The organism is Bacteroides sp. L008, assembly GCF_040812255.1.
In the GTDB taxonomy this organism is placed as follows: domain Bacteria; phylum Bacteroidota; class Bacteroidia; order Bacteroidales; family Bacteroidaceae; genus Bacteroides; species Bacteroides vicugnae.
The window spans coordinates 1,155,863-1,181,577 of record NZ_JBFNXO010000002.1; the positions used below are offsets into that span (position 1 = coordinate 1,155,863).

At 43.4% G+C, this 25,715-nt stretch carries 18 protein-coding genes; 14 read left to right on the forward strand and 4 right to left on the reverse strand.

The annotated features are described in order from the left end of the window. Window positions 1-22: 22 nt before the first annotated feature. The 4 genes from AB3G73_RS23390 to AB3G73_RS23405 all read right to left on the reverse strand — a co-directional run bounded on the left by AB3G73_RS23390 (window position 23) and on the right by AB3G73_RS23405 (window position 7,602). A complete protein-coding gene (locus AB3G73_RS23390; RefSeq protein WP_367745693.1) occupies window positions 23-1,129 on the reverse strand; it encodes a DUF6340 family protein in 1,107 nt (368 codons plus the stop codon). Between the two features lie 181 nt (window positions 1,130-1,310). Next, window positions 1,311-4,628 carry a preprotein translocase subunit SecA gene (secA, locus tag AB3G73_RS23395; RefSeq protein WP_148364397.1) on the reverse strand — a complete coding sequence of 1,106 codons (3,318 nt, stop codon included), beginning with the start codon at window positions 4,626-4,628 and terminating at the stop codon, window positions 1,311-1,313. A gap of 212 nt (window positions 4,629-4,840) precedes the next feature. Then, window positions 4,841-6,415: an alkaline phosphatase family protein gene (locus tag AB3G73_RS23400; RefSeq protein ID WP_148364398.1), complete on the reverse strand. Its 1,575-nt coding sequence runs from the start codon at window positions 6,413-6,415 to the stop codon at window positions 4,841-4,843. Beyond that, window positions 6,415-7,602, reverse strand: coding sequence for a DUF4105 domain-containing protein (locus AB3G73_RS23405; protein ID WP_148364399.1), 1,188 nt, complete (start codon window positions 7,600-7,602; stop codon window positions 6,415-6,417). The genes AB3G73_RS23400 and AB3G73_RS23405 overlap by 1 nt, the downstream gene beginning before the upstream one ends. Before the next feature lie 409 nt (window positions 7,603-8,011). On the opposite strand from AB3G73_RS23405, the gene AB3G73_RS23410 reads away from it, so the two are divergent. The 14 genes from AB3G73_RS23410 (at window position 8,012) to secG (ending at window position 25,609) form a co-directional block, all read left to right on the forward strand. After that, entirely contained in the window at window positions 8,012-8,800 is a 789-nt protein-coding gene (locus AB3G73_RS23410) for a type III pantothenate kinase (RefSeq protein ID WP_176553111.1), read from the forward strand. Continuing rightward, window positions 8,787-10,100 carry an outer membrane protein transport protein gene (locus AB3G73_RS23415; RefSeq protein WP_099146246.1) on the forward strand — a complete coding sequence of 438 codons (1,314 nt, stop codon included), beginning with the start codon at window positions 8,787-8,789 and terminating at the stop codon, window positions 10,098-10,100. Before AB3G73_RS23410 ends, AB3G73_RS23415 begins: the two co-directional genes overlap by 14 nt. Before the next feature lie 62 nt (window positions 10,101-10,162). Continuing rightward, window positions 10,163-11,488 (forward strand): hypothetical protein, encoded by a 1,326-nt coding sequence (locus AB3G73_RS23420; RefSeq protein ID WP_099146245.1) that lies wholly within the window; start codon window positions 10,163-10,165, stop codon window positions 11,486-11,488. 43 nt (window positions 11,489-11,531) lie between these two features. Then, on the forward strand, window positions 11,532-12,146 hold the full coding sequence (gene lptC, locus AB3G73_RS23425; protein ID WP_099146244.1) for an LPS export ABC transporter periplasmic protein LptC: 615 nt from the start codon (window positions 11,532-11,534) through the stop codon (window positions 12,144-12,146). Between the two features lie 53 nt (window positions 12,147-12,199). After that, window positions 12,200-13,456, forward strand: a complete 1,257-nt coding sequence (locus tag AB3G73_RS23430; RefSeq protein ID WP_367745694.1) for a hemolysin family protein — start codon at window positions 12,200-12,202, stop codon at window positions 13,454-13,456. A 118-nt stretch (window positions 13,457-13,574) separates the two neighbouring features. Beyond that, window positions 13,575-15,716: a peptidylprolyl isomerase gene (locus AB3G73_RS23435; protein ID WP_099146242.1), complete on the forward strand. Its 2,142-nt coding sequence runs from the start codon at window positions 13,575-13,577 to the stop codon at window positions 15,714-15,716. A gap of 205 nt (window positions 15,717-15,921) precedes the next feature. Next, window positions 15,922-19,272: a DUF4062 domain-containing protein gene (locus tag AB3G73_RS23440; RefSeq protein WP_367745696.1), complete on the forward strand. Its 3,351-nt coding sequence runs from the start codon at window positions 15,922-15,924 to the stop codon at window positions 19,270-19,272. Between the two features lie 103 nt (window positions 19,273-19,375). Further along, window positions 19,376-20,410: a 23S rRNA (adenine(2503)-C(2))-methyltransferase RlmN gene (gene rlmN, locus AB3G73_RS23445; protein WP_148364403.1), complete on the forward strand. Its 1,035-nt coding sequence runs from the start codon at window positions 19,376-19,378 to the stop codon at window positions 20,408-20,410. Window positions 20,411-20,428: 18 nt separating this feature from the next. After that, window positions 20,429-21,472, forward strand: a complete 1,044-nt coding sequence (locus tag AB3G73_RS23450) for a DUF4837 family protein (protein ID WP_074557337.1) — start codon at window positions 20,429-20,431, stop codon at window positions 21,470-21,472. Window positions 21,473-21,476: 4 nt separating this feature from the next. Beyond that, the gene (pdxA, locus tag AB3G73_RS23455) at window positions 21,477-22,571 is read left to right on the forward strand and encodes a 4-hydroxythreonine-4-phosphate dehydrogenase PdxA (protein WP_367745697.1); all 1,095 of its coding nucleotides are present in this window, start codon (window positions 21,477-21,479) and stop codon (window positions 22,569-22,571) included. Between the two features lie 104 nt (window positions 22,572-22,675). Continuing rightward, window positions 22,676-23,917, forward strand: a complete 1,242-nt coding sequence (locus AB3G73_RS23460) for a sigma-54-dependent Fis family transcriptional regulator (protein ID WP_074557341.1) — start codon at window positions 22,676-22,678, stop codon at window positions 23,915-23,917. After that, window positions 23,904-24,431 (forward strand): LptE family protein, encoded by a 528-nt coding sequence (lptE, locus tag AB3G73_RS23465; RefSeq protein ID WP_074557343.1) that lies wholly within the window; start codon window positions 23,904-23,906, stop codon window positions 24,429-24,431. Before AB3G73_RS23460 ends, lptE begins: the two co-directional genes overlap by 14 nt. A 5-nt stretch (window positions 24,432-24,436) precedes the next feature. Further along, window positions 24,437-25,210 (forward strand): tetratricopeptide repeat protein, encoded by a 774-nt coding sequence (locus AB3G73_RS23470; protein ID WP_321020570.1) that lies wholly within the window; start codon window positions 24,437-24,439, stop codon window positions 25,208-25,210. A gap of 6 nt (window positions 25,211-25,216) precedes the next feature. After that, entirely contained in the window at window positions 25,217-25,609 is a 393-nt protein-coding gene (secG, locus tag AB3G73_RS23475) for a preprotein translocase subunit SecG (RefSeq protein WP_195358722.1), read from the forward strand. The last annotated feature ends 106 nt before the right edge of the window (window positions 25,610-25,715 follow it).

Sequence of the window (25,715 nt, forward strand, 5' to 3'; positions counted from 1 at the left end):
TAAGATTTGATACACAATTTCCTTAAAAATCATCATTAAATCGGCTCATTTGTAATTTTAACTTGGGTAATTGAGCATTTCTCTCCTTTAATTCAGCTAAATACAAGGTAGTAAGATAATAATTCGGCACGTCATCAATGGTAGCTTGAGGACTATCTGTGATGTTCTTTTTATCTATTTTCTTGGCTAGTTGTTGGGCCTTTTCTGCCCATTCTTCCGCTTTAGCCAAACTATCTTTCATTTCGTAGTAAACAGCGATGTTGAGAGCTGCCCGCATTTTTTTCTTTTGGTTCTTGGTTCCTTCGAAAGCCTGACGCCAAAGTTCGTATGCGTCGTCCCATGAATTTTCGCGTACATAAATGGCAGCGTCACGCATGGGAACCGAACCGCCAGTGTAAAGATACCGTGTTCCTTTTTTCCAAATAGGGACAATATATTTCACCGGAACCGTTCCTGCGAATGCTGCCGCTTCTTCCAGCATCTGCTTGTCGGGAATCATGCGAGTGGCAGCTTCTATGGCTGTAACTCCAAACTCCTCCCAAAAAATGCTATCAGTAGGATGGAGCGTAGTCATCGGCCTGCTACGTTCGGGAAGATAAACTTTCACCGTGGGATAAACTTTCACGTCTACCGCTCCTTGAAAGCAGTTGAACTCATCCAGATAACGGACCGTCTTTGTTGCTTTGAGTTGCAGGTTTTCCAGTGCAATAATAAAGTCCACTCCCAGGTTAGAAGCCAGTTGACGCACTTCCTCCTGGCTCAATGTACTTTCGCGGGCCAGTTTATCATTGGCACGTAAGGCAGAATCACAGATAACCACCTCATCGAAGTAGTTCTGCTGTGCAATTTCTTCTGCCAGTGATTCAGTGGCCGTCTTAGGATCTCCATTGGCATAAGCCGTTGCACGACTTATCAATGGTGTACCTTCTTTCATTTTTTCAGTCTCTGTTATCAGTTTATTATCCGGGGCGTCGCTGGTGTTATTCACAATAGCTACTTTCCGGAGTTGCGGAAGAAAGCTCAAGTCGGCAGGTTGCAGATAATCAATGGGGATCTGTTCCAGACTCTGACAGCTACCCAGAGTCAGCAGGAATAAAACGATGAAAGCCAGTGAATAAGATTTTGCCATAGTTTTGTTCTATTTAGTAATTTGAACAAAAGTACAACTTTGGAAGAATAAAAGAAAGTCTCAAACAGTTTTTAACCGTTTGAGACTTTCTTTTATAAGTTGAATATAGAGAGACTATGCCATAAAGCACATTACCCTACAATTTCCAACCTTTAATTTATAATTTTTAATTATTAATTAATCAAAGGTTCTTTCCGTGGCAGTTTTTATACTTTTTGCCGCTTCCGCATGGACAAGGATCGTTACGACCTACTGTCTTCTCTGCACGAATCGGTTCACGTTTCTGCTGTTCACGAGTATCCTGACTTGCAGCAGCCTGCTGGTTCGGATCACTCAAATCTTCTTTGTTTTCGCGATACTTGCTCATATCCTGGCGTTGTTCAGGAGCAGCCTGACGCACTTCTACACGGCGTGCAGCTGATTCATCCGGAGCTTCCTGTACAGGAATTTGTCCGCGCATCAAGATAGATATAGTCTGGTTGTTGATCTTGTTCACCATAGCGTCAAATAAAGTCACGGATTCCAGTTTATAGATCAATAGCGGGTCTTTCTGTTCGTAGCTTGCATTCTGTACGGAATGTTTCAGTTCGTCCAGTTCGCGCAAGTTTTCTTTCCATGCTTCGTCGATTACGTGGAGCAAGATTGATTTCTCGAACGATTTCACCACTTCTTTAGATTCCGATTCGTAAGCCGCTTTCAGGTTACAAGAGATATTGTACATCCGTTTACCGTCTGTGATAGGAATCAGGATGTTTTCGTACATGTGTCCCTGATTTTCATATACCTGTTTGATAACCGGATTAGCGATCTGTGCCAGACGTTCAGTTTTGCGTTTGAAATTCTCCATAGCAATATTGAAAGTCTTTTCGGCCAACTTATCTTTCTTCTCGTTACGGAATTCTTCTTCAGTGAACGGAGTTTCCATGGCCAATGTCTGGAGCAATTCCATCTGGCAACCTTCATAATCGTTGTTCTCGATAGCGTTGGCGCAACGGTCCCAAATCATGTTCACGATATCCATACCGATACGTTCACCCATCAAAGCGTGACGACGTTTCGTATAAACCACCGTACGTTGCTTGTTCATTACGTCGTCATATTCCAACAGACGTTTACGAATACCGAAGTTGTTTTCTTCCACTTTCTTCTGTGCGCGTTCGATGGAGTTGGAAATCATCTTGTGTTCGATCATTTCGCCTTCTTGGAAACCGAGCTTGTCCATTACACTGGCAATGCGGTCGGAAGAGAACAGACGCATCAGGTCGTCTTCCAATGACACGAAGAATACAGAAGAACCCGGGTCGCCCTGACGTCCTGCACGACCACGCAACTGGCGGTCTACACGACGGGATTCGTGACGTTCCGTACCGATGATTGCCAAACCGCCCGCTGCTTTTACTTCCGGACTTAGTTTGATGTCGGTACCACGACCTGCCATATTGGTAGCAATGGTTACCGTGCCGCTCAAACCGGCAGTAGCAACGATGTCTGCTTCTTTCTGGTGCAGCTTAGCATTCAATACCTTGTGCTCAATCTTACGCATGGTAAGCATTTTGCTTAACATTTCGGAGATTTCTACCGAAGTAGTACCCACCAGTACCGGACGTCCTGCTTGAACCAATTTTTCGATTTCCTCAATAACAGCTTTATACTTTTCGCGCTTCGTCTTGTAAACGCGGTCGTTCATATCCTTACGGGAGATCGGACGGTTGGTCGGGATAACGACTACGTCCAATTTATAGATGTCCCAAAGTTCGCCTGCTTCCGTTTCAGCAGTACCGGTCATACCGGATAGTTTGTGATACATACGGAAGTAGTTCTGCAAAGTAATGGTAGCGAAGGTCTGTGTAGCAGCTTCCACTTTCACACGTTCCTTGGCTTCGATAGCCTGGTGCAATCCGTCAGAGTAACGACGACCTTCCATAATACGACCGGTCTGCTCGTCTACAATCTTCACCTGACCATCGATTACTACGTATTCATCGTCTTTTTCGAACATTGTGTAAGCCTTCAACAGTTGATTGATGGTGTGTACACGTTCCGATTTGATGGCATAGTTAGTCAACAACTCATCCTTCTTTTCAAGCAGTTGCTCGTTGGTCAGATTCATGTTTTCCAGTTCCGAAAGCTGTCCGGCGATATCCGGAAGAACGAATAAAGTCGGATCTTCAGAGTTACCGGTAATCAGGTCTACCCCCTTATCTGTCAGGTCTACGCTATTCAACTTTTCGTCGATCACGAAGTACAGTGGATCAGTCACTTCATGCATACGCTTGTTGTTCTGTTCCATGTAGATCTCTTCCGTCTTGAGCATGCCGGCCTTGATTCCCTGTTCACTAAGGAACTTAATCAACGGTTTGTTTTTCGGCAATGCTTTGTGACTGCGGTATAGAGCGAGGAATCCTTCTTCCACCTCTTTCTTATCGTTGGATGCGATCAGTTTTTTTGCTTCGGAAAGATATTTGGTAGCCAGTACCTTTTGTGCTTCTACCAGACGTTCCACTAGTGGACGGAGTTGCTCGAACAACTGGTCATCGCCTTTAGGTACAGGACCGGAGATAATCAACGGAGTACGTGCGTCGTCAATCAATACCGAGTCAACCTCATCGACGATGGCATAGTTGTGCTGACGTTGTACAAGGTCTTTCGGGCTGATAGCCATGTTGTCACGCAGGTAGTCGAAACCGAATTCGTTGTTTGTACCGAAAGTGATATCAGCCAGATATGCCTGACGACGTGCGTCGGAGTTCGGCTGATGGCGGTCGATACAATCTACGCTCAAACCGTGGAACATATAAAGAGGACCCATCCATTCGGAGTCACGTTTGGCGAGGTAATCATTCACGGTAACTACGTGTACACCGTTTCCGGTCAATGCGTTGAGGAATACCGGGAGCGTGGCTACCAGTGTTTTACCTTCACCAGTTGCCATTTCCGCAATCTTACCTTTGTGCAGAACGACACCACCGAAGAGCTGTACGTCATAGTGAACCATATTCCATACAGTATCATTACCACCGGCTACCCAGTGATTCTGATAGATGGCCTTGTCACCTTCGATACGTACGAAATCTTTCGTGGCAGCCAGTTGACGGTCGAAGTCCGTAGCAGTTACAACGATTTCTTCATTTTCAGTAAAACGTTTGGCAGTAGCCTTTACGATAGAAAAAGCAACAGGTAGTACTTCGTCCAGTGCTTTTTCATATTTTTCCAGAATTTCTTTTTCTGTCTTATCGATTTGTGCGAAGACTTCTTCGCGGTCTTCCAGTTCGAGAGTTTCAATGCTTGCCTTCAACTCTTCCACTTTCGCACGTTCAGCGGTAGCCGATTCATGGATATATTTTTTGAGTTCTTCCGTTTTGGCACGGAGGGCGTCGTTGTCTAGTTTTTCAATCTCCGGGTAAGCAGCTTTGATCTTTTCCACCCAGGGTTTGATTTCTTTCATGTCTCGTGTGGATTTGTTTCCGAAAATCGAGCTTAAAAATTCATTAAATCCCATGTTATATTATTTAGTTTATTATTTATTTCAATTTCAACGCGGATTAACGCAGATTTACGCAGGTTAAAGGAAAGATTAAATTGGATTTTTTTTAATCCGCATAAATCTGCGTTAATCCGCGTTGGGGAATCTTTATATCAAGAAACCTCCGCAAAGTTACATTAAAATGCTGATTTATTTATGTTTTGCTCCCTGTTTTTGTGAGTAAATTTTTACCGAAGGTCGGTAATAGGAGCAGAAGTACAGGCGTTGGGAGCCCGGATGCGCATAAAATGTGCCAGTGTAGGCGCAATATGGTCAATGGTTACAGGTGTCTGGATAATGGCCGGTTTCACGGAATGTCCCATGAAAATCAGCGGTGAGGGAATATAAGAATGACGTACCACTTTGTTGTCGCCGCCGTTCTCGTTGACGATCGTCCATCCGGGGAGGACGTCGATTACGAGGTCACCCGAACGTTTGCGGTGGTAGCCGTTACGTATTTTGTAGATTTCCGGAGTCCATGAACCCAGTAATAGCCGGTTAGCCGAATAGGCTTCGTTCACTCCGCTGAACTGCATCAGGAATTCTGCTGACTTTTGTTGGATCTCTGCCAGATTCAGTTCTTTTTTTTCCAATAACTTATGATTCAGATAAATCTGCTGGTTATGGTGAGCTTCCACATACTTTCCTTCGCCATACGTAGCCATCAGGTACATATTCAATAGAGCCGCACAACGGTTGAGATAAAACTCTCCGCCAGGAATCTTGTACAATCCCGAATCGGGCGATTCGCTGTCTATATATCCGGTGGAAGTGACGAAAATAAGCACGTTTTGCAGTCCTACTTTCTTATCAAGAACTTCGAGCAGGTCGGCAATGCTGCGGTCAAGACGCACATAGGTGTCTTGTATTTCCATGGCACATTCCTGTACGGATTTATGCGCATAGTTTCCGGCATAGTAAGTGAGTGCCAATAAGTCAGTAATGTCATCCATGCCGATCGAACTTTTGTTTAATGCTTCTTCGGCAAGCGCATTCACTTCATCGTTTACAAAAGGGCTGGTGATGAAGCGGCGGTACTTGTTATTGCGATCATCATCAAATTTATATTTGAAGAGCATATCCCGCCAATCTGGCAGGAAAGTGTACATGCCCCGGGGAAATATAGGTTCCCATGTCATACCGGCAATACGGAAATCAATCGCTTGACGGTCGTTATATTGGCTTGCCCACCACGGAAACTCTCCGTAATAGGTGGTTCCGCTCCATTTTCCGGTGTTGGGATTGATCCAGAAAGCAGCGTTTCCGGCATGTCCGGCTGCGAAAAGTGCGGCATCGCAATCTGGTGCAATGGCATATACGAGTCCTTTGCCTTGTGTCGCTATTTTAAGCTCGTCGGCAATGGTTGAAGTCAGTAGTTTGGTGGGGGCGACAGTCTGGTCGGTGTAATACCCCATAAATGCCGTGTCGTCTGTGCTGTTGACGGGGCGAAGGGTAGAGGCATCCATCCAGCGTTGAGAAATAATTCCGTTCATGGAAGGCGTCGTACCGCTATAAATAGCCGCTATGGCAGAAGCACGGTCTATACCGCAGAAGGTATATTCGGCGTTATGGAACACTCTTCCCTCTTTCCAAAGACGTTTAAAGCCTTTCTCACCGTAGAGTGACGAAAAAGCCTCCAAATAGTCCGTACGTAATTGGTCAATCGTCAGCCCTACTACTAATTTAGGGGCGGCAGGCAGTGACTGGGCTTGTAGCCCGGTGAAAGTCAGTACGGTGATGAGGGAAGTTAGTAGTCCTTTCATTATTTCTTTTTAGATGTCACAATCAGATTGCTCGCTGAACGTATCAGCAAAACGAGTGCCAAAGGTACAACAGCAAAGTCAAATCTTTGCGGAATTACAGGAAAAAGCACTATAAAAAGTGTTAAAACCATCAGATTCAGGGTTAAATACCAACATTTCTTTCCTTTTCGGACACAATATATAATGTATGGCAAGAAAAAAAGTTGCCCCGGATGGAATACCAATAATAGGAAATTGGAGCTGACTGCCGGGTGTTGGGAGAAGAGTGCGAGGAAGGCGAGGACGCATCCCACAATGCCTGCCATACCAAAAAGAAAGAGGTCGATTCCCCATAATCCGGTTCTCCGGCGGATTCCATAGATTGTGGCGGCGGCTGTCAGTATAAATAAGAGTAAGGAGCATTGAAGCGGAGTAGGCATCCGGCTGCTTTCATCCGGTTCGGGAGTGGCATCGACTACCAGCTCGTTGGCCGTTATGAGTGGACGCTGGATAGAATCGCCTTTAATTTGTGCACCGTCGAAAGCATCCATCAGGTAGAAAGGGGCAAACATCATCTGACGTTGTGTGATGGGCTGATCGGCTTCACTTCCGATACAGAGATCGATGCCGAAACGTGCCCACGGATGTCCTTTGCAATACTGATGTACGATGTCGCGGAAAGTGTGGGAGCCATCCTGCGGTTCTGCGGGATAAATCACTTTTCCTGCAATGCTTTCTTCTATCTTGTCCCGGGGGCGGGTAGCACAATTATCGTAAAAGAAATTATAACGGTACACCCGGTTTTCCGGACGGTAATTTTCTTGTAATAGCCGGATTAGTTCTGTCTTTTCTTCATCGGTCAGATTCAGCGTTTGCTGCCATACGCTGCGTCCGAAAAATGCGTATTCAGCTGCAAAACGTTCATAATCCGTTGCTCCCAGTTGGTAGTCTGTTTCTCCGAGCGAGAAGCGGAAGATGAAGTTGGGAGTGTTGAAACTGAACAATCCGTAGTTGAATACAACGTCAATCCCTTGTGAAGGATTTTCGTAACGGATGGCAGTGTGTCCGAACAGGGAATATATTTCCTCTCCGGGGGCACAAGTCAACAGGCTCAAACGGATGGAGTCGTTGTTGTTGGCAGATGCTTGTCCGGCGGGCAAAAGCAACAGGAAGAAGGAGAGGATGATGCATGAGAAAAACCGTTTCATTAGCTGGTTCGTTTTATTTCGGTGGCAAATATATGAAGAATAGTTGGATTCGGGAAAACGGAGCCTCTATTTTATCAGAATAGAGGCTCCGTTTCATACAAGCAGAAGCTTTATATGGCTTAAACAAAGGCTCTGTTTTCTTTAAATGGAGCCTCTGTTGGGGTGAAATAATGTTTCTGCTTGAACGGAAAATTGATTACAAAATAGTGGAACACTTTTTGGAACACTGTTTTTCTCTTGTAATCTATTGCTTATTAGCTGTTTATGATGTAATAAAAAAAGACTGCCGAACGCAAAGTGGAATACATAATAAACAATAAAAGATAATTGATCTATTTAAAAATAGATAGTTCGATTTTTTTTGTTTTTGGGGATTTCTAAAATGAAAAAAGAAGATAATTCCTCTTCTATGCTTCAACTTTTCTTTTTTTACTTTACCTTTGCGCCCACTAAAGAATCAAAAGATTTGAATTTAATAATCGACATAGGAAATACAAAGGCAAAGATTGCTTTCTTCGACGGCGGAGAAATCGTGGATGTAGTAGCTGAATCCAATCAGTCGTTGGGTTGCTTGAAGGCTTTTTGTTCCCAATATCCGGTTGAACAGGGGATTGTGGCTACTGTCATTGATTTAAGCGAAAAGGTATTAGCTGATTTGGCAGCTTTGCCGTTTCCTTTGCTTTGGCTCAATCATCAGACTCCGCTTCCGGTTGTCAACCTGTACGAAACTCCCGAAACATTGGGATATGACCGTATGGCTGCCGTAGTGGGTGCTAATGAGCAGTTTCCTCATCGGGATATATTGGTGATTGATGCGGGAACTTGCATTACTTATGAGTTTATTGACTCAAAAGGTCAGTATCATGGCGGTAATATTTCTCCCGGTATGCAAATGCGTTTCAAAGCACTTCATCAGTTTACAGGACGTTTGCCTCTGGTAGACACCAACGGGCGCAAACTCCCGATGGGACGGGACACCGAAACGGCTATACGTGCCGGAGTGATGAAAGGGATGGAATACGAAATTTCAGGTTATATTGAGTCTATGAAGCATAAATATCCTGAACTTTTGGTTTTTTTAACGGGCGGAGATGATTTTTCTTTTGATAGCAGCGTAAAAAGTATCATCTTTGCAGATAGATTTTTAGTGTTGAAAGGATTAAATAGAATTTTAAACTATAATAATGGTAGGATTTAAACACACACTTTGTGCGCTTTTGCTCACGATGGTTACCGGAATGGCAATCGCTCAAAATAATACAAACTCTCCTTATACACGATATGGCTATGGCGACTTGTCCGATCAGAGTTTCGGTAACAGCAAGGCGATGGGGGGAATTGCTTTTGGACTTCGGGATGGAGCACAGATCAATCCGCTGAATCCTGCTTCGTATACAGCCATTGACTCATTGACATTCCTCTTTGAAGGAGGTGTCAGTCTGCAAAATATGAATATTAGCGGTAGCGGTGTGAAACTGAACGCTAAAAACTCCAGTTTTGACTATCTGGCTATGCAATTTCGTTTGCATCCGAGGATAGCGATGAGTGTCGGATTGCTGCCGTTCTCCAATGTGGGGTATTCTGTGTCGGATACACAGACTGCAACAGATCCGAGTACCGGTGCTACGGCTGATTATGCCAGAAGTTATACTGGCGATGGAGGTTTGCATCAATTATATGCCGGTTTGGGTGTGAAGGTTCTTAAAAATCTTTCGGTAGGTGTGAATGCGTCTTATTTCTGGGGAGATATAAACCGTACACGTGTCGTTTATTATCCCAGTGTATCAGGTGCTTATAATTATAATCACCAATCGGTTGCATCAGTATCGAGTTATAAACTAGATTTTGGAGCACAATATACATTGGATATTGATAAAAAACATTCAGTGACAATTGGAGCTATATATTCTCCGAAGTTGCAATTGGGTAATGACTATAGTGTAACGACACAAATGGTTTCAAATTCTACGGGCACAGCGGTTTCTACTACAACATTGAAACCGGATGCAACGTTTGAAGTTCCTAATACATTTGGCGTCGGATTTACATATAACTATGACAAACGCCTAACAGTTGGTCTGGATTATAGTTTGCAACAATGGTCAAAAACGAAATTTGACGTAAATACACCAGATGAAGCTGTACGTGAAGACTTTAAAGAAACATACACGTATTGCGACCGTCATAAAATATCAGTGGGTGCGGAATACATTCCTAATTTGATTGGACGTTCCTATTTATCCCATATAAAATACCGTTTGGGAGCTTATTATACGACTCCGTATTATAAGGTCGGCGGCAAAGAGGCTACCCGTGAATATGGCGTAACTGCTGGTTTCGGTCTGCCTGTACCCCGTTCCCGTTCCATTCTTAGCATTAGCGGGCAGTTTGTTCGCATCAGTGGACAGGAAGCGGCTTTTGTAAATGAAAATATCTTCCGCGTGAGTATCGGATTGACGTTCAACGAACGTTGGTTCTTCAAACGCAGAGTGGAATAATGGGATGAATCGATGTGAGAGAGAATAGACGACTATATAATAACAACTAAAATTTAGATACAATGAAAATTAAAACGCTTGTGGCTATGTTGTTCCTTTCGGCAGGAGCAACCACTGTGGTAGCACAGGATGCGTCTAACTGTAACTCAAACAGTAGTATTTCGCATGAAGCTGTGCGTGCTGGTAATTTTAAAGATGCGTATACTCCTTGGAAAGCTGTGTTGGAAAACTGCCCGACGCTTCGTTTCTATACCTTTACTGACGGATATAAAATTCTGAAAGGCTTGATGGGACAAATTAAAGACCGGAATAGTGCGGATTATCAGAAATATTTTAATGAACTGATGAATACGCATGACCTGCGTATCAAATATACGGATGAATTCTTGTCTAAAGGTACAAAAGTGTCTTCTGTTGATGAAGCTCTGGGTATCAAAGCGGTAGATTATATTGCTTTTGCTCCGAAGATTGATGTGAATCAGGCCTATCAATGGTTGAGCCAGTCTGTAAACGCTGTGAAAGGTGAATCGGCAGGTGCAACTATCTTCTATTTCCTGCAAATGTCTTTGGATAAACTGAAAACGGATCCGAATCATAAAGAACAGTTCATTCAGGATTATCTGGCTGCTTCTGAATATGTAGATGCTGCTATTGCAGCCGAGGCTAGTGAAGCTAAAAAGAAATCTTTGCTGGGTATCAAAGACAACTTGGTTGCTTTGTTTGTGAACAGTGGAACAGCTGATTGTGAATCATTGCAAAGCATCTATGGACCGAAAGTAGAAGCTAACCAAACAGACTTGGCTTACTTGAAGAAAGTAATCGATATCATGAAAATGATGAAATGTACTGAAAGTGACGCTTATCAACAGGCTTCTTTCTATTCTTATAAGATAGAACCTACTGCAGAAGCAGCTACCGGATGTGCTTATCAGGCATTTAAGAAAGGTGATATTGACGGTGCGGTGAAATTCTTCGATGAAGCAGTGAATCTGGAAACAGACAATATGAAGAAGGCTGAAAAAGCATACGCTGCTGCAGCAGTACTGGCTTCTGCCAAGAAACTGTCTCAAGCAAGAGCTTATTGCCAGAAAGCAATTGGTTTCAACGAGAATTATGGTGCTCCTTATATCCTGATTGCTAACCTTTATGCAATGAGTCCTAACTGGAGCGACGAATCTGCTCTGAACAAGTGTACTTACTTTGCAGTGATCGATAAACTGCAACGTGCAAAACAAGTGGATCCGAGCGTAGCTGAAGAAGCTAACAAATTGATCGGTAGATATTCAGGTCATACTCCGCAAGCTAAAGACCTATTTATGTTAGGTTACAAGCAAGGCGACCGCATCACTATCGGCGGTTGGATAGGAGAGACTACAACGATTAGATAAATGTATGTTGCGAAAACGAAGAAACCGTTTATTGCATAAAAGCATGAGCATAACAATCACCTTCGGGGTGATTGTTATGCTTCTTTTATTATCTTCCTGTGGCGGAAAGAAGAAAGCTATGGGTGAGGCCATCACTGAACGTGATTCCCTTCCGATGATGACAACATTGGGAGTCACCACCCTTATCTCCGATTCCGGAGTGACACGCTACAGAGTGAATACGGAAGAATGGTCGGTGTACGACCGTAAGAAACCATCCTATTGGGCCTTTGAGAAAGGCGTATATCTGGAACAGTTCGACTCTATCTTTCATATAGAAGCCAGTATCAAAGCGGATACTGCCTACTATTATGACAAAGAAAGGCTTTGGAAGCTGATAGGGAACGTAGATATACAGAACCGGAAAGGAGAGCGTTTTAATACGGAACTGCTGTACTGGAACGAAGCTACCCAGAAGGTGTATTCTGACAAGTTTATACGTATTCAACAACCGGACAGAATTATTACAGGGCATGGATTCGACTCGAACCAGCAAATGACCATATATACCATCCATAATATCGAAGGCATTTTCTATGTGGATGAGGAAGCGGGTGGTCCGCCCCAACCGGAAACAAAAGCACTGCCGGATTCAGTGAAAAAAGATTCAGCGAAATAGGCGAAGTACTATCAATCGTACATCGTAAATCGTCTAATCGTAAATCAGAACTTATGAATATTTATATCTCTCTAATTATCACCATGGTCTTCTCCGCCTTCTTTTCAGGAATGGAGATCGCCTTTGTGTCGGTAGACAAACTGCGTTTTGAGATGGAACGTAAGGGGGGAATTACGTCCCGCATCCTCTCCATCTTCTTCAAGAACCCGAATGAATTTATCTCTACCATGTTGGTGGGGAATAACATCGCCCTGGTCATCTATGGTATCCTGATGGCACAGATTATCGGTGATAATTTGCTGGCAGGATTCATTGACAATCATTTTCTGATGGTGCTGGCGCAGACTATAATTTCTACCCTTATCATTCTGGTGACCGGAGAGTTTCTGCCGAAAACTATTTTCAAAATCAATCCCAATCTGGTATTGAATATTTTTGCCATTCCACTTATTGTTTGTTATGTCATTCTATATCCTATTTCCAAACTGGCTTCCGGTTTGTCCTGCTTATTTCTTCGTGTCTTTGGAATGAAGGTCAACAAGGATGCGTCCGATAGAGCGTTTGGGAAAGTAGACTTGGATTACTTCGTGCAAAGCAGTATTGATAATGCCGAGAATGAGGAAGAACTGGATACGGAAGTGAAAATCTTCCAGAACGCTTTGGATTTCTCGAGCATAAAAATCCGTGACTGTATCGTTCCCCGTACTGAAGTGGTGGCCGTTGATCTGATAACTTCACTGGACGAGTTGAAAAGCCGCTTCATCGAATCCGGAATCTCCAAGATCATTGTGTATGATGGAAATATCGATAATGTAGTGGGTTATATCCATTCGTCAGAAATGTTTCGTGCTCCGAAAAACTGGCATGAGAATGTGAAGCAAGTGCCGATTGTACCCGAAACCATGTCCGCCCATAAATTGATGAAACTCTTCATGCAGCAAAAGAAAACGATTGCCGTAGTGGTGGATGAATTTGGCGGAACATCCGGCATCGTATCTCTGGAAGACCTCGTGGAAGAAATCTTTGGAGATATAGAGGATGAGCACGATAATACTTCCTACATCAGCAAGCAGATCGACGAACGCGAGTATGTGTTGTCCGCCCGCTTGGAGATAGAAAAAGTCAATGAGACGTTCGGACTTGATTTGCCCGAATCGGACGATTATCTGACGGTAGGAGGGCTGATTCTGAACCAATACCAGAGCTTCCCGAAGCTGCATGAAGTGGTGCGGGTAGGACGTTATCAATTCAAGATAATTAAGGTCACAGCGACAAAAATAGAACTCGTGCGATTAAAAGTCTTGGAATAATGACGATAATCAAGAAATTTTTAGCCAATAAATAGATGCATATTAGCATTTTTTGTATCTTCGTGCGCTAAAACGACAAAAGAAAGAAATAATAATAACATAAATCGTATTAATCAAAATGGCAACGTTACAAAACATTAGGTCGAAAGGACCTCTATTGGTGATTGTTATCGGCTTGGCGCTGTTTGCTTTCATTGCGGGTGACGCATGGAAGGTGATGCAGCCGCATCAGGCACATGACGTAGGTGAGGTGAACGGAGACGCTCTTTCCGCTCAAGAGTATCAGAATTTGGTAGAAGAATATACCGAAGTGGTGAAACTCATGCGTGGGGTGACCGCCTTGAATGACGAACAAACCAATCAGGTGCGCGATGAAGTATGGCGTTCCTACGTAAACAATAAACTGGTTGAAAAAGAAGCAAAAGCACTGGGACTGACTGTTTCTGCTGCTGAAATTCAGGACATCCTGAAAGCTGGCGTTCATCCTTTGTTGAGACAAACTCCTTTCCAGAATCCGCAAACAGGCAACTTCGACAAGGATATGTTGAACAAGTTCCTCGTGGAATATGCCAAGATGAGCGAGTCACAGATGCCGGCACAGTATGCTGAACAATACAACAATATGTATAAATACTGGTCGTTCATCCAGAAAACGTTGATTCAGAGCCGTCTGGCTGAAAAATACCAGGCATTGGTTTCTAAAGCTCTTCTTTCTAATCCGGTGGAAGCACAGGATGCTTTCGATGCAAGAGTAAACCAGTACAATGTGTTGATGGCTGGTATTCCTTACTCTTCTGTGGTAGATTCTACAATTGTAGTGAAAGAATCGGAACTGAAAGATTTGTATAACAAGAAGAAAGAACAATTCAAGCAATATCAGGAAACTCGTGACGTCAAATATATTGATGTACAGGTAACTGCAAGTGCTGAAGACAGAGCAGCTATCCAGAAAGAAGTAGACGAAGCTACTGCACAGTTGGCTACCACTACGGATGATTATACTTCTTTTATCCGTTCGGTTGGCTCGGAAGCTCCTTATGTAGACTTGTTCTATAACAAGACAGCTTTCCCGTCAGATGTAGTTGCACGTTTGGACTCTGCTTCTGTTGGTGCTATTTATGGTCCTTACTATAACGGAGCCGACAATACAATCAATTCTTTTAAAGTAGTTGCTAAGGCTGCTGCTGCCGACTCTGTGGAATTCCGTCAGATTCAGGTATACGCAGAAGATGCAGTGAAGACAAAGACATTGGCTGACAGTATCTATAACGCTATTAAAGGCGGTGCTAACTTTGCAGATGTTGCAAAGAAATATGGCCAGACTGGTGATGCTAACTGGATCACTTCTGCACAGTATGAAGGTGCACAGCTAGATGGTGACAACCTGAAATTCATCTCTGCTATCAACAATGCAGGTGTGAACGAACTGGTGAACTTGCCGATGGGACAAGCAAATGTAATCCTTCAGGTGACTAACAAGAAATCTGTGAAAGATAAATATAAAGTAGCTGTTATCAAGCGTGAAGTAGAGTTCAGCAAAGAAACTTACAACCGTGCTTATAATGATTTCAGCCAGTTTATCGCTGCTAACCCTAGTGTAGAAAAGATGGTGGCTAACGCTGAAGAAGCTGGTTACAGATTGCTCGACAGAATGGATTTGAGCAGCTCAGAACATAACATCGGTGGCGTGAGAGGTACAAAAGAGGCTTTGAGATGGACATTTGATAAAGCGAAACCGGGTGATGTTTCCGGCTTGTACGAATGTGGCGAAAGCGATCACCTGATGGTGGTAGGTCTGGTAAGCATTAAACCGGAAGGATACCGTCCGTTGAAAGCTGTACAGGATCAGTTGAGAGCTGAAATCGTGAAAGACAAGAAAGCTGAAAAGATCATGGCTGACATGAAAGCTGCCAATGCAACTTCATTCAACCAGTACAAAGATATGGCTAATGCAGTCAGCGACTCTTTGAAGATGGTTACTTTTGCAGCCCCTGCTTATGTATCAGCATTGCGCAGCAGCGAGCCGCTGGTAGGTGCTTATGCTTCTGTTGCTCCGGAAAATCAGTTGAGTGCTCCTATTAAAGGTAACGCCGGAGTATTTGTATTGCAAGTATACGGTAAAGACAAGTTGAACGAAACATTCGACGCAAAAGCTGAAGAAGCTACGCTGACTAACATGCACGCACGTTTTGCCAGCCGTCTGATGAACGACTTGTATCTGAAAGCAAACGTAAAAGATACACGCTTCCTGTTCTTCTAAAGAAGTAATAGGAATAGATATTCAGGCACGGATTACACGGATTTACACGGTTTTAACTTATGAGAGAACCGCGAAATCCGTGTAATCCGTGCCTTTTTTATTCTCATTTTCGTTTACGATCTTTGTTATCTGATAAATTTTCCATACCTTGCCAATCTTTAATTGGCTTTGTGAAATACTTCATTAACTAATATGAATCTATATTATGACCAAACAACTAGCCCAGTATTCAGTTCCCACTGAAAATTCACGTATCATTCGTGTATTCCTTTCGTCAACGTTCAGAGACATGGAGATGGAACGCTCTGCATTAGTCAAACTTTTTAAGGGCTTGCAAGTGAAGGCTGCCAGCCGTGGTGTTACCATTTCATTGGTCGACCTGCGTTGGGGCATCACAGAAGAAGATGCAAAAAGTGGCAAGGTGGTCGAAATCTGTTTGAAAGAAATAGTGCATTCCCGGCCTTTCTTCATTGGCATGGTAGGTGAACGCTATGGATGGTGTCCCAGTTATGAAGATATATCGCAGACTTTCAGTGATAGCCTGGAATATAGTTGGGTGGAAGATGATTTGAATAACCACTTGAGTGTGACAGAGATGGAAATGCAGTTTGGAGTACTGCGCAATCCCGATCCGTTGCATGCCTATTTTTATATCAAACAGTCTGCTACTGATCCCTCTTGTCCTAAAGAGGAGCTTCATAAGCTGCAGCATCTTAAAGAGTGTCTTTTGCAGCAGGATCGCTATCCTGTGCAAGAGTATGATTCGCCCGAGCAGCTATGTCAATTTGTAGAATCTGCTTTCACAGAACTGCTCGAACAAGAGTTTCCTAGTGTATTGACTGTGGAAGATAACCAGGCATTGCAAGAACAGTTAACCCGTAATGAACTCTTATTTAATTATCATCCAATACCTGAAGCGGATCAGGCTTTTTCCGATTTCTTAGCTGCGGATGAGCAACGGTGTCTGGTTGTAACGGGTGATCGTGGTCTTGGTAAGAGTGCTCTGCTGGCTCATTGGAGTGATTGGGTGAACAATGATACGCAGATGATTCCCATATATCATCGACTGGACAATACTACGCTGTCTTCTTATCCGGAGACTTTGGTGAGGGCATTAGCTGCCAAATGTCAGAATGCACTTAAATGTCAGACTTTAGGTGAAGAAGATTTGTTTACCGCTGAAGTTTCAAAGGAATCAGATTCAACTCAAGGTACAGCCAGATCGATTCTGGATATTGTGAGAGAATCAATGGTGTTTGGGAATAATGTATTGGACGGTTTTTCAGAAAACACACTTCGAAACATTAAAGAAATTGAGGAAGATTTGAATTCTATTCAAAAGTTCAGTCAGTTATGGGCTGCGCTGGGGAGATCAAAATATGCTATCATTTTATTGATTGATGATATCAGTTATCTAAATTCAACGGAAGTATCTCTGTTTTCTTTATTCGGATCTATACCGTCTAATGTGAAGGTCGTGTTAAGTTTTGCTGCATCATCTACTGCATATCTGCCTTTTGTCCGGAACGGGTACGTTCATTACCGGTTGAATGGCTTTTCGCAGACTGATGCAAAGTCGTTTTCAAAACAATATTTGTCTACTTATTCTAAAGCTCTGTCTGCACAGCAAGAAGATATTCTTAGCTCATGGGGGCTGGCTAAACAACCGCGCTGCTTAAATGTATTGCTCAATGAATTAGTTTCGTTTGGTCAATATGATACTCTTAGTGAATATATGAGTGGATATTGTCAGATAAACGAGATTGCCCAATTCTACGACAGTGTGCTCCGACGTTTGTCGTCTGATTATGGTTTCGATAGGATTGGAAGAGCGCTTTTAATGCTTTCACTTACTTTAGAAGGATTTACCGAAGATGAGGTAAAGAGTATGACAGGTATTAATCAGCTGCTTTGGTCGCAGTTGAGAGTGGAAATGAGTAGTTGGCTCACCAACAAAGGGGGGCGATATTGCATTTGTGATACACAAATGATAGAGGCGATTGAACGGTGTTTTGCTCAAGATGACGTGTCTATAGACGAGTGTCGCAAGGAAATAATTGTTGCTCTTCTGGATGATAGCGATACTCTTTCGCATCCTTTGACTTTTGCTGATTATAACTATCGCATGAAGCAGTTTTGTTACCATGATTCTTATCGCTATCAAGTGGAAATTACTTATCAAAGTTATAAGATGCAACATTGGGACTTTTTAAGAGATTGGATTTGTGATGCGGAAACCTTCGAAATCCTGTATCGCACTAATTATTCTCTATTAGAAGATTGTTGGAAGGCGATAATGAACGATAACCCTTCGCTTACGCCTGCAGCCTATGCTGAATTGGACTTTGGTCAGATTGACTCTTTTTTGATTCCTGTCATTGCTAATGACATGGCTACTTTCTTAAGCAGCTCTTTCCATCTGACGAAGGCGGCAATGGAGGTGAGCGAGAAAAGTATGGAAGGAGAAGCGATACCGTTAATTGCCAAGTCGGTATTAAAGATGAATGAAGGATGCCGGTACGCCCGCAATGAAGAATACGAAACGGCATGCGACTGTTTCTTGAAAGCATTGGTGATGCAGGAAAGTATTGTACCAACTCCGGAATTGGAGATTGCCAATACCTGTCGGAATCTGGCTCTGGCATATTACTACAATGAGCAATACAATGAGGCTGCGATTTATTTGAATAGGGCGCTTAATTATCATGCGGCTTCTACTGACGAGAAGAGTCAGGCAGAAGTTATTGAACTTTCCGAATTTTTGGCTTATTGTGATTATTATAGGGATGAGGAAGAGAGTGCCGCCAAGAAATTCCGGAAAGTGGCTGAAATGCACGAATCTTTGAATGGCAGACTGTCGAGTGGAGTGGCTAAATGTTTGCGTATGCAGGGAAAATGTCTTTATTATATTAAGCGATATGATGAAGCGTGGAGTTTGGTGAATGAGGCGTTGGGTATTGCTATACAGATAGATAATAGGAAACAGATCGTGGCTTGTCACAAAGAGTTGTATCATTTGTGCAAAGAGTTTAAACGGGTGATGAAGGAGCGTGGAGATGAACAAAGTTCTACTTTATTTTTTCGTGAGTCTCTTCTGCATGAAAAGTTTTTCAGTGAAAAGCCGCGTCTGGCTGAATTAACTGTCCGTTACGAGGCATTGAGATGTGATATTATGCGACAATATTACGAGAATAAGGAGTATGGGAACGTAATTCGTATTGCAACGACTTTAGATATTCACGAGGATATTGATCCTGATGTTTCTAGTGAGGTCTGTTACTACGAAGCGCAAGCTTATGCAAAGATGGAAAATTATCCAATGGCGAAAGATGCTTTCTTAAAAGAGTTTGAACTACGGAAGAAGTACTTGGGATGGGAGGATGATCATACGATTCTGGCTTGTCAAAATCTAGGGGTTTTACACAGTTTTTGTAATGAACGGGAAGATGCGTTGTCCTGTTTTCGTGAGGCGTACGATCATGAAGTGAAAAGGAATGGTAGTGACTCGGAAATGGCGAAAAAGCTGCTTCAATATATAGATGTGGTTCGTTCATAACTTGGGGCTACTTCCCTTTTTTGTTAACTTTTGCATTCTCGCTATATAGAAATCGACTTTATTTCCTTACATTTGCAAATATAAACCATCAACAGAAAGAAGAATGTCTAAATATCCCCTTTTAGGAATGACTCTTGTAGAGCTTCAATCATTGACAAAAAGACTGGGTATGCCCGGCTTTGCTGCCAAACAGATTGCATCATGGCTTTACGAAAAGAAGGTAGCCTCGATTGATGAAATGACTAATTTGTCGTTGAAACACCGGGAGTTGCTCAAGCAGAACTATGAGGTGGGAGCAGCTGCTCCGGTAGATGAAATGCGCTCTGTAGATGGTACGGTGAAGTATCTTTATAAAGTTGGTGAGAATCATTTTGTTGAGTCGGTTTATATTCCGGATGACGACCGGGCAACGTTGTGTGTGTCTTCACAAGTAGGTTGCAAGATGAACTGTAAGTTCTGCATGACGGGTAAACAAGGCTATACCGCCAACCTGACCGCCAGTCAGATCATCAACCAGATTCATTCGTTGCCGGAACGCGACAAACTGACCAATGTCGTGATGATGGGAATGGGCGAACCGCTTGATAATTTGGATGAGGTGCTGAAAGCATTGGAACTACTGACCGCTACCTATGGCTATGCTTGGAGCCCGAAGCGTATCACACTTTCTACAGTCGGACTACGGAAAGGATTGCAGCGTTTTATCGAAGAAAACGATTGCCATCTCGCCATCAGTCTTCACTCTCCATTGACAGCTCAACGCTCCGAATTGATGCCGGCAGAAAGGGCATATTCGATCACCGAGATGGTGGAACTGTTAAAAAACTATGATTTTAGCAAACAACGTCGACTTTCATTTGAATATATTGTTTTTAAAGGGCTTAATGATTCGCAGGTCTATGCCAAAGAGCTACTGAAGCTTCTTCGCGGACTGGATTGCAGGGTGAATCTGATTCGTTTTCATGCCATACCGGGAGTAGACCTCGAAGGAGCGGACATGGAAACGATGACCCGTTTTCGTGATTATCTGACGTCACACGGGCTTTTCACCACCATCCGTTCTTCAAGAGGAGAAGATATTTTTGCAGCTTGTGGTATGTTGTCGACAGCGAAACAGGAAGAAAATAATGAGAGTTAATATATAAAACCGAACATCATGAAAAAGTACTTTTTTTATTTAAGCATCGCTTTGGTAGCCTTTGTCGTTGCTTCTTGTGGTCTGAAAGGAAATCACACCTCTAGTGGTCGTGCCTATGAGCTTCTGGTTGTAGTAGATCACGGTGTTTGGGATCGTGCTGCCGGAAGGGCTTTACATGATGCGCTCGATTCCGATATGCCCGGTTTGCCGCAGTCGGAACCTTCTTTCCGGATTATGTATACTTCACCGAAAGACTATGATTCTACATTGAAGCTGATACGTAACATTATTATTGTAGATATACAGGATATATATACGAAAGCATCTTTCAAATATGCGAAAGACGTATATGCCAATCCGCAAATGATATTGACTATCCAGGCTCCGAACGAAGAAGAGTTTGAAAAGTTTGTAGAAGAGAATAAAAAGACGATTGTCGACTTCTTTACCCGTGCGGAAATGAACCGTCAGATTACGTTATTGGAAGAAAAACACAGTAACTTTATCTCCAACAAAGTGGATAGCCTGTTCGGCTGCAATATCTGGTTGCCTTCCGAACTGACCAATTCTAAAACCGGTGAGAACTTTTTCTGGGCTTCTACCAACACAGGTACTGCCGACCGTAATTTTGTGATGTACTCTTATCCTTATACTGACAAGGATACATTTACGAAAGAATATTTTGTGCATAAGCGTGACTCTGTGATGCAAGCCAATATCCCCGGATTCAAAGAAGGCGTTTATATGTCGACTGACAGCTTGCTGACTGACGTTCGTCCCATCAATGTACAGAACAGCTACACGATGGAAGCACGCGGCTTGTGGCGTATGAAGGGTGATTTTATGGGTGGCCCATACGTTTCCCACACTCGCCTGGACGAGAAAAACCAACGAATTATTACAGCAGAAATATTTGTTTATTCACCTGATAAAATGAAACGCAACCTGGTACGCCAGATGGAAGCATCTCTTTATACACTGAAACTTCCGAATGAAGTTCAGCAGAATCAAATTCCATTGGGAGGTGTATCCAAGGAGGCAGCGGAACAAACTAAAAAATAAAAACATGGAAGATAACAAGATAAGAATAGGTATCACCCAGGGAGATATTAACGGGGTGGGCTATGAGGTGATTCTGAAGACATTTTCCGACCCTACAATGTTGGAACTATGTACTCCGATCATTTACGGTTCACCAAAAGTAGCGGCTTATCATCGTAAAGCGTTGGACATACAGACGAATTTCAGTATTGTCAACTCTGCTACCGAAGCGGGATACAACCGCTTGAGTGTGGTGAACTGCACGGATGATGAGGTGAAAGTGGAATTTTCCAAACCCGATCCCGAAGCGGGTAAAGCTGCGTTGGGAGCCTTGGAACGTGCCATTGAAGAATATCGCGAAGGTTTGATCGACGTCATCGTGACAGCTCCGATCAACAAACATACGATTCAGTCGGAAGAATTTTCATTCCCCGGACATACGGAATATATCGAAGAACGTCTGGGTAACGGTAATAAATCATTGATGATTTTGATGAAGAATGACTTCCGGGTAGCTTTGGTTACGACGCATATCCCTGTCAGAGAGATTGCCACTACGATTACCAAGGAACTGATTCAGGAGAAGCTGATGATATTCCATCGTTGCTTGAAACAGGATTTCGGCATTGGTGCTCCGCGTATCGCGGTACTCTCTCTCAACCCTCACGCCGGAGATGGTGGTTTGTTGGGAATGGAAGAACAGGAAGTGATTATTCCTGCCATGAAAGAAATGGAAGAGAAAGGAATCCTTAGTTACGGTCCTTATGCGGCCGATGGCTTTATGGGTTCAGGCAATTATACTTATTTTGACGGTATCCTGGCAATGTATCACGATCAGGGGCTGGCTCCGTTCAAAGCATTGGCTATGGAAGATGGAGTGAACTATACGGCAGGTCTGCCGGTGGTACGTACTTCTCCGGCTCATGGTACTGCTTATGATATTGCAGGCAAGGGAGTGGCTTGTGAAGATTCTTTCCGTCAGGCAATTTATGTTGCCATCGACGTGTTCCGTAATCGTCAGCGGGAAAAGGTGGCTCGTGCCAATCCGTTGCGTAAACAGTATTACGAGAAACGTGATGATAGTGATAAACTGAAACTGGATACAGTAGACGAAGAATAAGTATTAAGTATAAAGTATTAAGTATTATCACAGTCGATCATTTGCAAGGTTAATACTTAATACTTTATACTTAATACTTTATACTGGCTTAATACTTAAAATAGATGACAAAAGCAGAGATACAACAAGTGAAACAACGTTTCGGTATTATAGGTAATACCGAAGCATTGTTGCGCGCCATAGATGTTGCCATTCAGGTAGCTCCTACCGATTTGTCTGTGCTGATTACCGGAGAAAGTGGAGTCGGAAAAGAAAGTTTTCCGCAGATTATTCATCAATATAGCCGGAGGAAGCACGGGCAGTATATTGCTGTCAACTGTGGTGCTATTCCGGAAGGTACGATTGATTCCGAACTGTTCGGGCATGAGAAGGGTGCGTTTACCGGTGCGATTGGCGAACGGAAAGGGTACTTTGGCGAAGCCGACGGTGGTACTATTTTCCTTGACGAAGTAGGGGAGTTGCCGATGCCTACCCAGGCACGTTTGCTTCGTGTGTTGGAGAGTGGCGAGTTTATAAAAGTAGGTTCGTCCAAAGTACAAAAGACGGATGTACGTATTGTTGCAGCTACCAATGTCAATCTTACACAAGCGATTGCCGAAGGACGTTTCCGTGAAGATTTATATTACCGGTTGAATACGGTACCTATCCAGATTCCCCCTTTGCGTGAACGTGGGGACGATGTGCTCCTGTTGTTCCGTAAGTTTTCCGCAGACTTTGCAGAGAAATACCGGATGCCCGCTATTCAGCTGACGGAGGATGCCAAGAAAGAATTGCTGGCTTATCCGTGGCCCGGTAACGTGCGCCAGCTGAAGAACATCACCGAGCAAATATCCATCATTGAAACAAACAGGGAGATCACTGCCGCCATCTTGCAGAATTATCTTCCCGCACAAAATATACAACGTCTTCCGGCACTGATGGGAACACGCGAAAGTAAAGGCTTTGAAAGTGAACGGGAGATTCTTTATTCCGTTCTGTTCGATATGCGCCAGGAGGTAGCGGAGTTGAAGAAGATGGTACACAACCTGATGGCTGAACGTGCCGGACAGGTGGGGCAGGTAGGACAAGTGGGAACGGTGGTTACTACCCCGGTGGTGACGACACACCAGCCTTCGGTACCTGCTATCATTCATACCATGCAGCCTGCGGTTTGTAAGGATGATGATGACATACAAGACACGGAAGAATATGTAGAAGAACCTCCTTTGTCACTGGACGAAGTGGAAAAAGAAATGATACGCAAAGCACTTGAAAGGCATCATGGAAAGCGGAAAAGTGCGGCTAAGGACTTGAATATTTCCGAGCGTACACTTTATAGAAAAATAAAAGAATATGAATTGGATTAAGAAAATAATACGCCCTTTGGTACTGTTCGTTTTACCGGTGGTAGTCATTGCGTGCACTGTCTCCTATAAGTTTAACGGATCGTCTATCAATTATGATAAGGTAAAGACTATTTCGATAGCAGATTTCCCGATCAAGTCGGAGTATGTGTATGCTCCGTTGGCGACCAAGTTCAATGAAGACCTGAAAGATATCTTCATCCGGCAAACCCGTCTGCAACTGCTCAAGCCGAATCAGAATGCCGACTTGCAGATTGACGGAGAAATCACAGGATACAATCAGTATAACCAGGCAGTATCTGCCGACGGTTACTCTTCGGAAACAAAATTGACTATCACCGTCAATGTACGCTTTGTCAACAATACCAATCATGCCGAAGACTTTGAACAACAGTTTTCTGCTTTCCGTACCTACGACTCTACCCAGTTGCTGACTGCCGTACAGGACGGATTGATTGCTGAAATGTCTAAAGAGATCACCGACCAAATTTTTAATGCAACTGTAGCAAACTGGTAATATAAATGACTTCTGTTAACTTTCAACAATGGATACAGCATCCCGAGATGCTGAATAGGGATACTTTATACGAACTGCGCAATCTTCTTGCGAGATATCCGTATTTTCAGTCGCTCCGTCTGCTGTATTTGAAAAACCTGTATGTTCTCCATGATATTAGTTTTGGTGGGGAACTGCGAAAAGCGGTTCTTTACATCGCAGACAGACGACAGTTGTTCCAGTTGATTGAAGGTGACCGCTATGATGTGCAGGCGCGGAAAAAAGGAGTACCTCTCACGGAGGTACTGAAAGACGAGCCGTCTGTAGACCGCACATTGGCATTGATTGACGCTTTCTTGTCCACAGTCCCCGAAGAAGTAGCGGCCCAGACCGGCTTCGACTATTCGATGGATTATACTTCCTATCTTTTGGAGGAGACTCCGGCTACGGAACAGCCATCGGAAGAAACGCCCAAACTCAAAGGATACGAACTGATTGACGATTTTATAGAAAAGAGTGAGAGTGACTCCCCCCTCTGCATGAAGCCGTTAAGAGAAGAAGCGGTATTTTCCGTAGCTGCTTCGGACGAGGTATGCGAAGAAGAAACGATGGAGGAAGAAGAGGAAGACGACAGCTGTTTCACGGAAACTTTAGCAAAAATCTATGTTAAACAGCAACGATATTCAAAAGCTCTTGAAATAATTAAAAAATTAAGCTTGAAATATCCAAAAAAAAATGCTTACTTTGCAGACCAAATCAGATTTTTGGAGAAATTGATTATTAACGCTAATTCAAAATAACTAAAAATGTACTTATTATTCGTTATCTTAATGGTTATTGCAGCCTTGTTGATGTGTTTCATCGTGCTGATTCAGAACTCAAAAGGAGGCGGACTTGCTTCTGGTTTCTCTTCATCTAACGCCATCATGGGCGTGCGCAAGACTACAGACTTTCTGGAAAAAGCAACATGGGGCCTGGCCATCTTTATGGTTGTAATGAGCATTGCTACTGCTTATGTAGTTCCTCGTTCTGCAGTTGCTAAAGACGCAGTGTTGGAACAGGCACAGAAAGAACAACAGACTAACCCGTATAACTTACCCGCAGGTACGGCTGCACCGCAAACTGATGCTCCTGCTACCAATACACCTGCAACAGAAACTCCGGCACCGGCTGAAACTCCTGCTCCTAAAGCAGAGTAATTTGCTCCGCCGTCAGGTAAGGCTTTGGGATAAAACCATTTAAGGGAAGGTGCAGACGGATGCTGCATTTCTTTGATATTTAAGTGCGGATTACGCAGATTACACG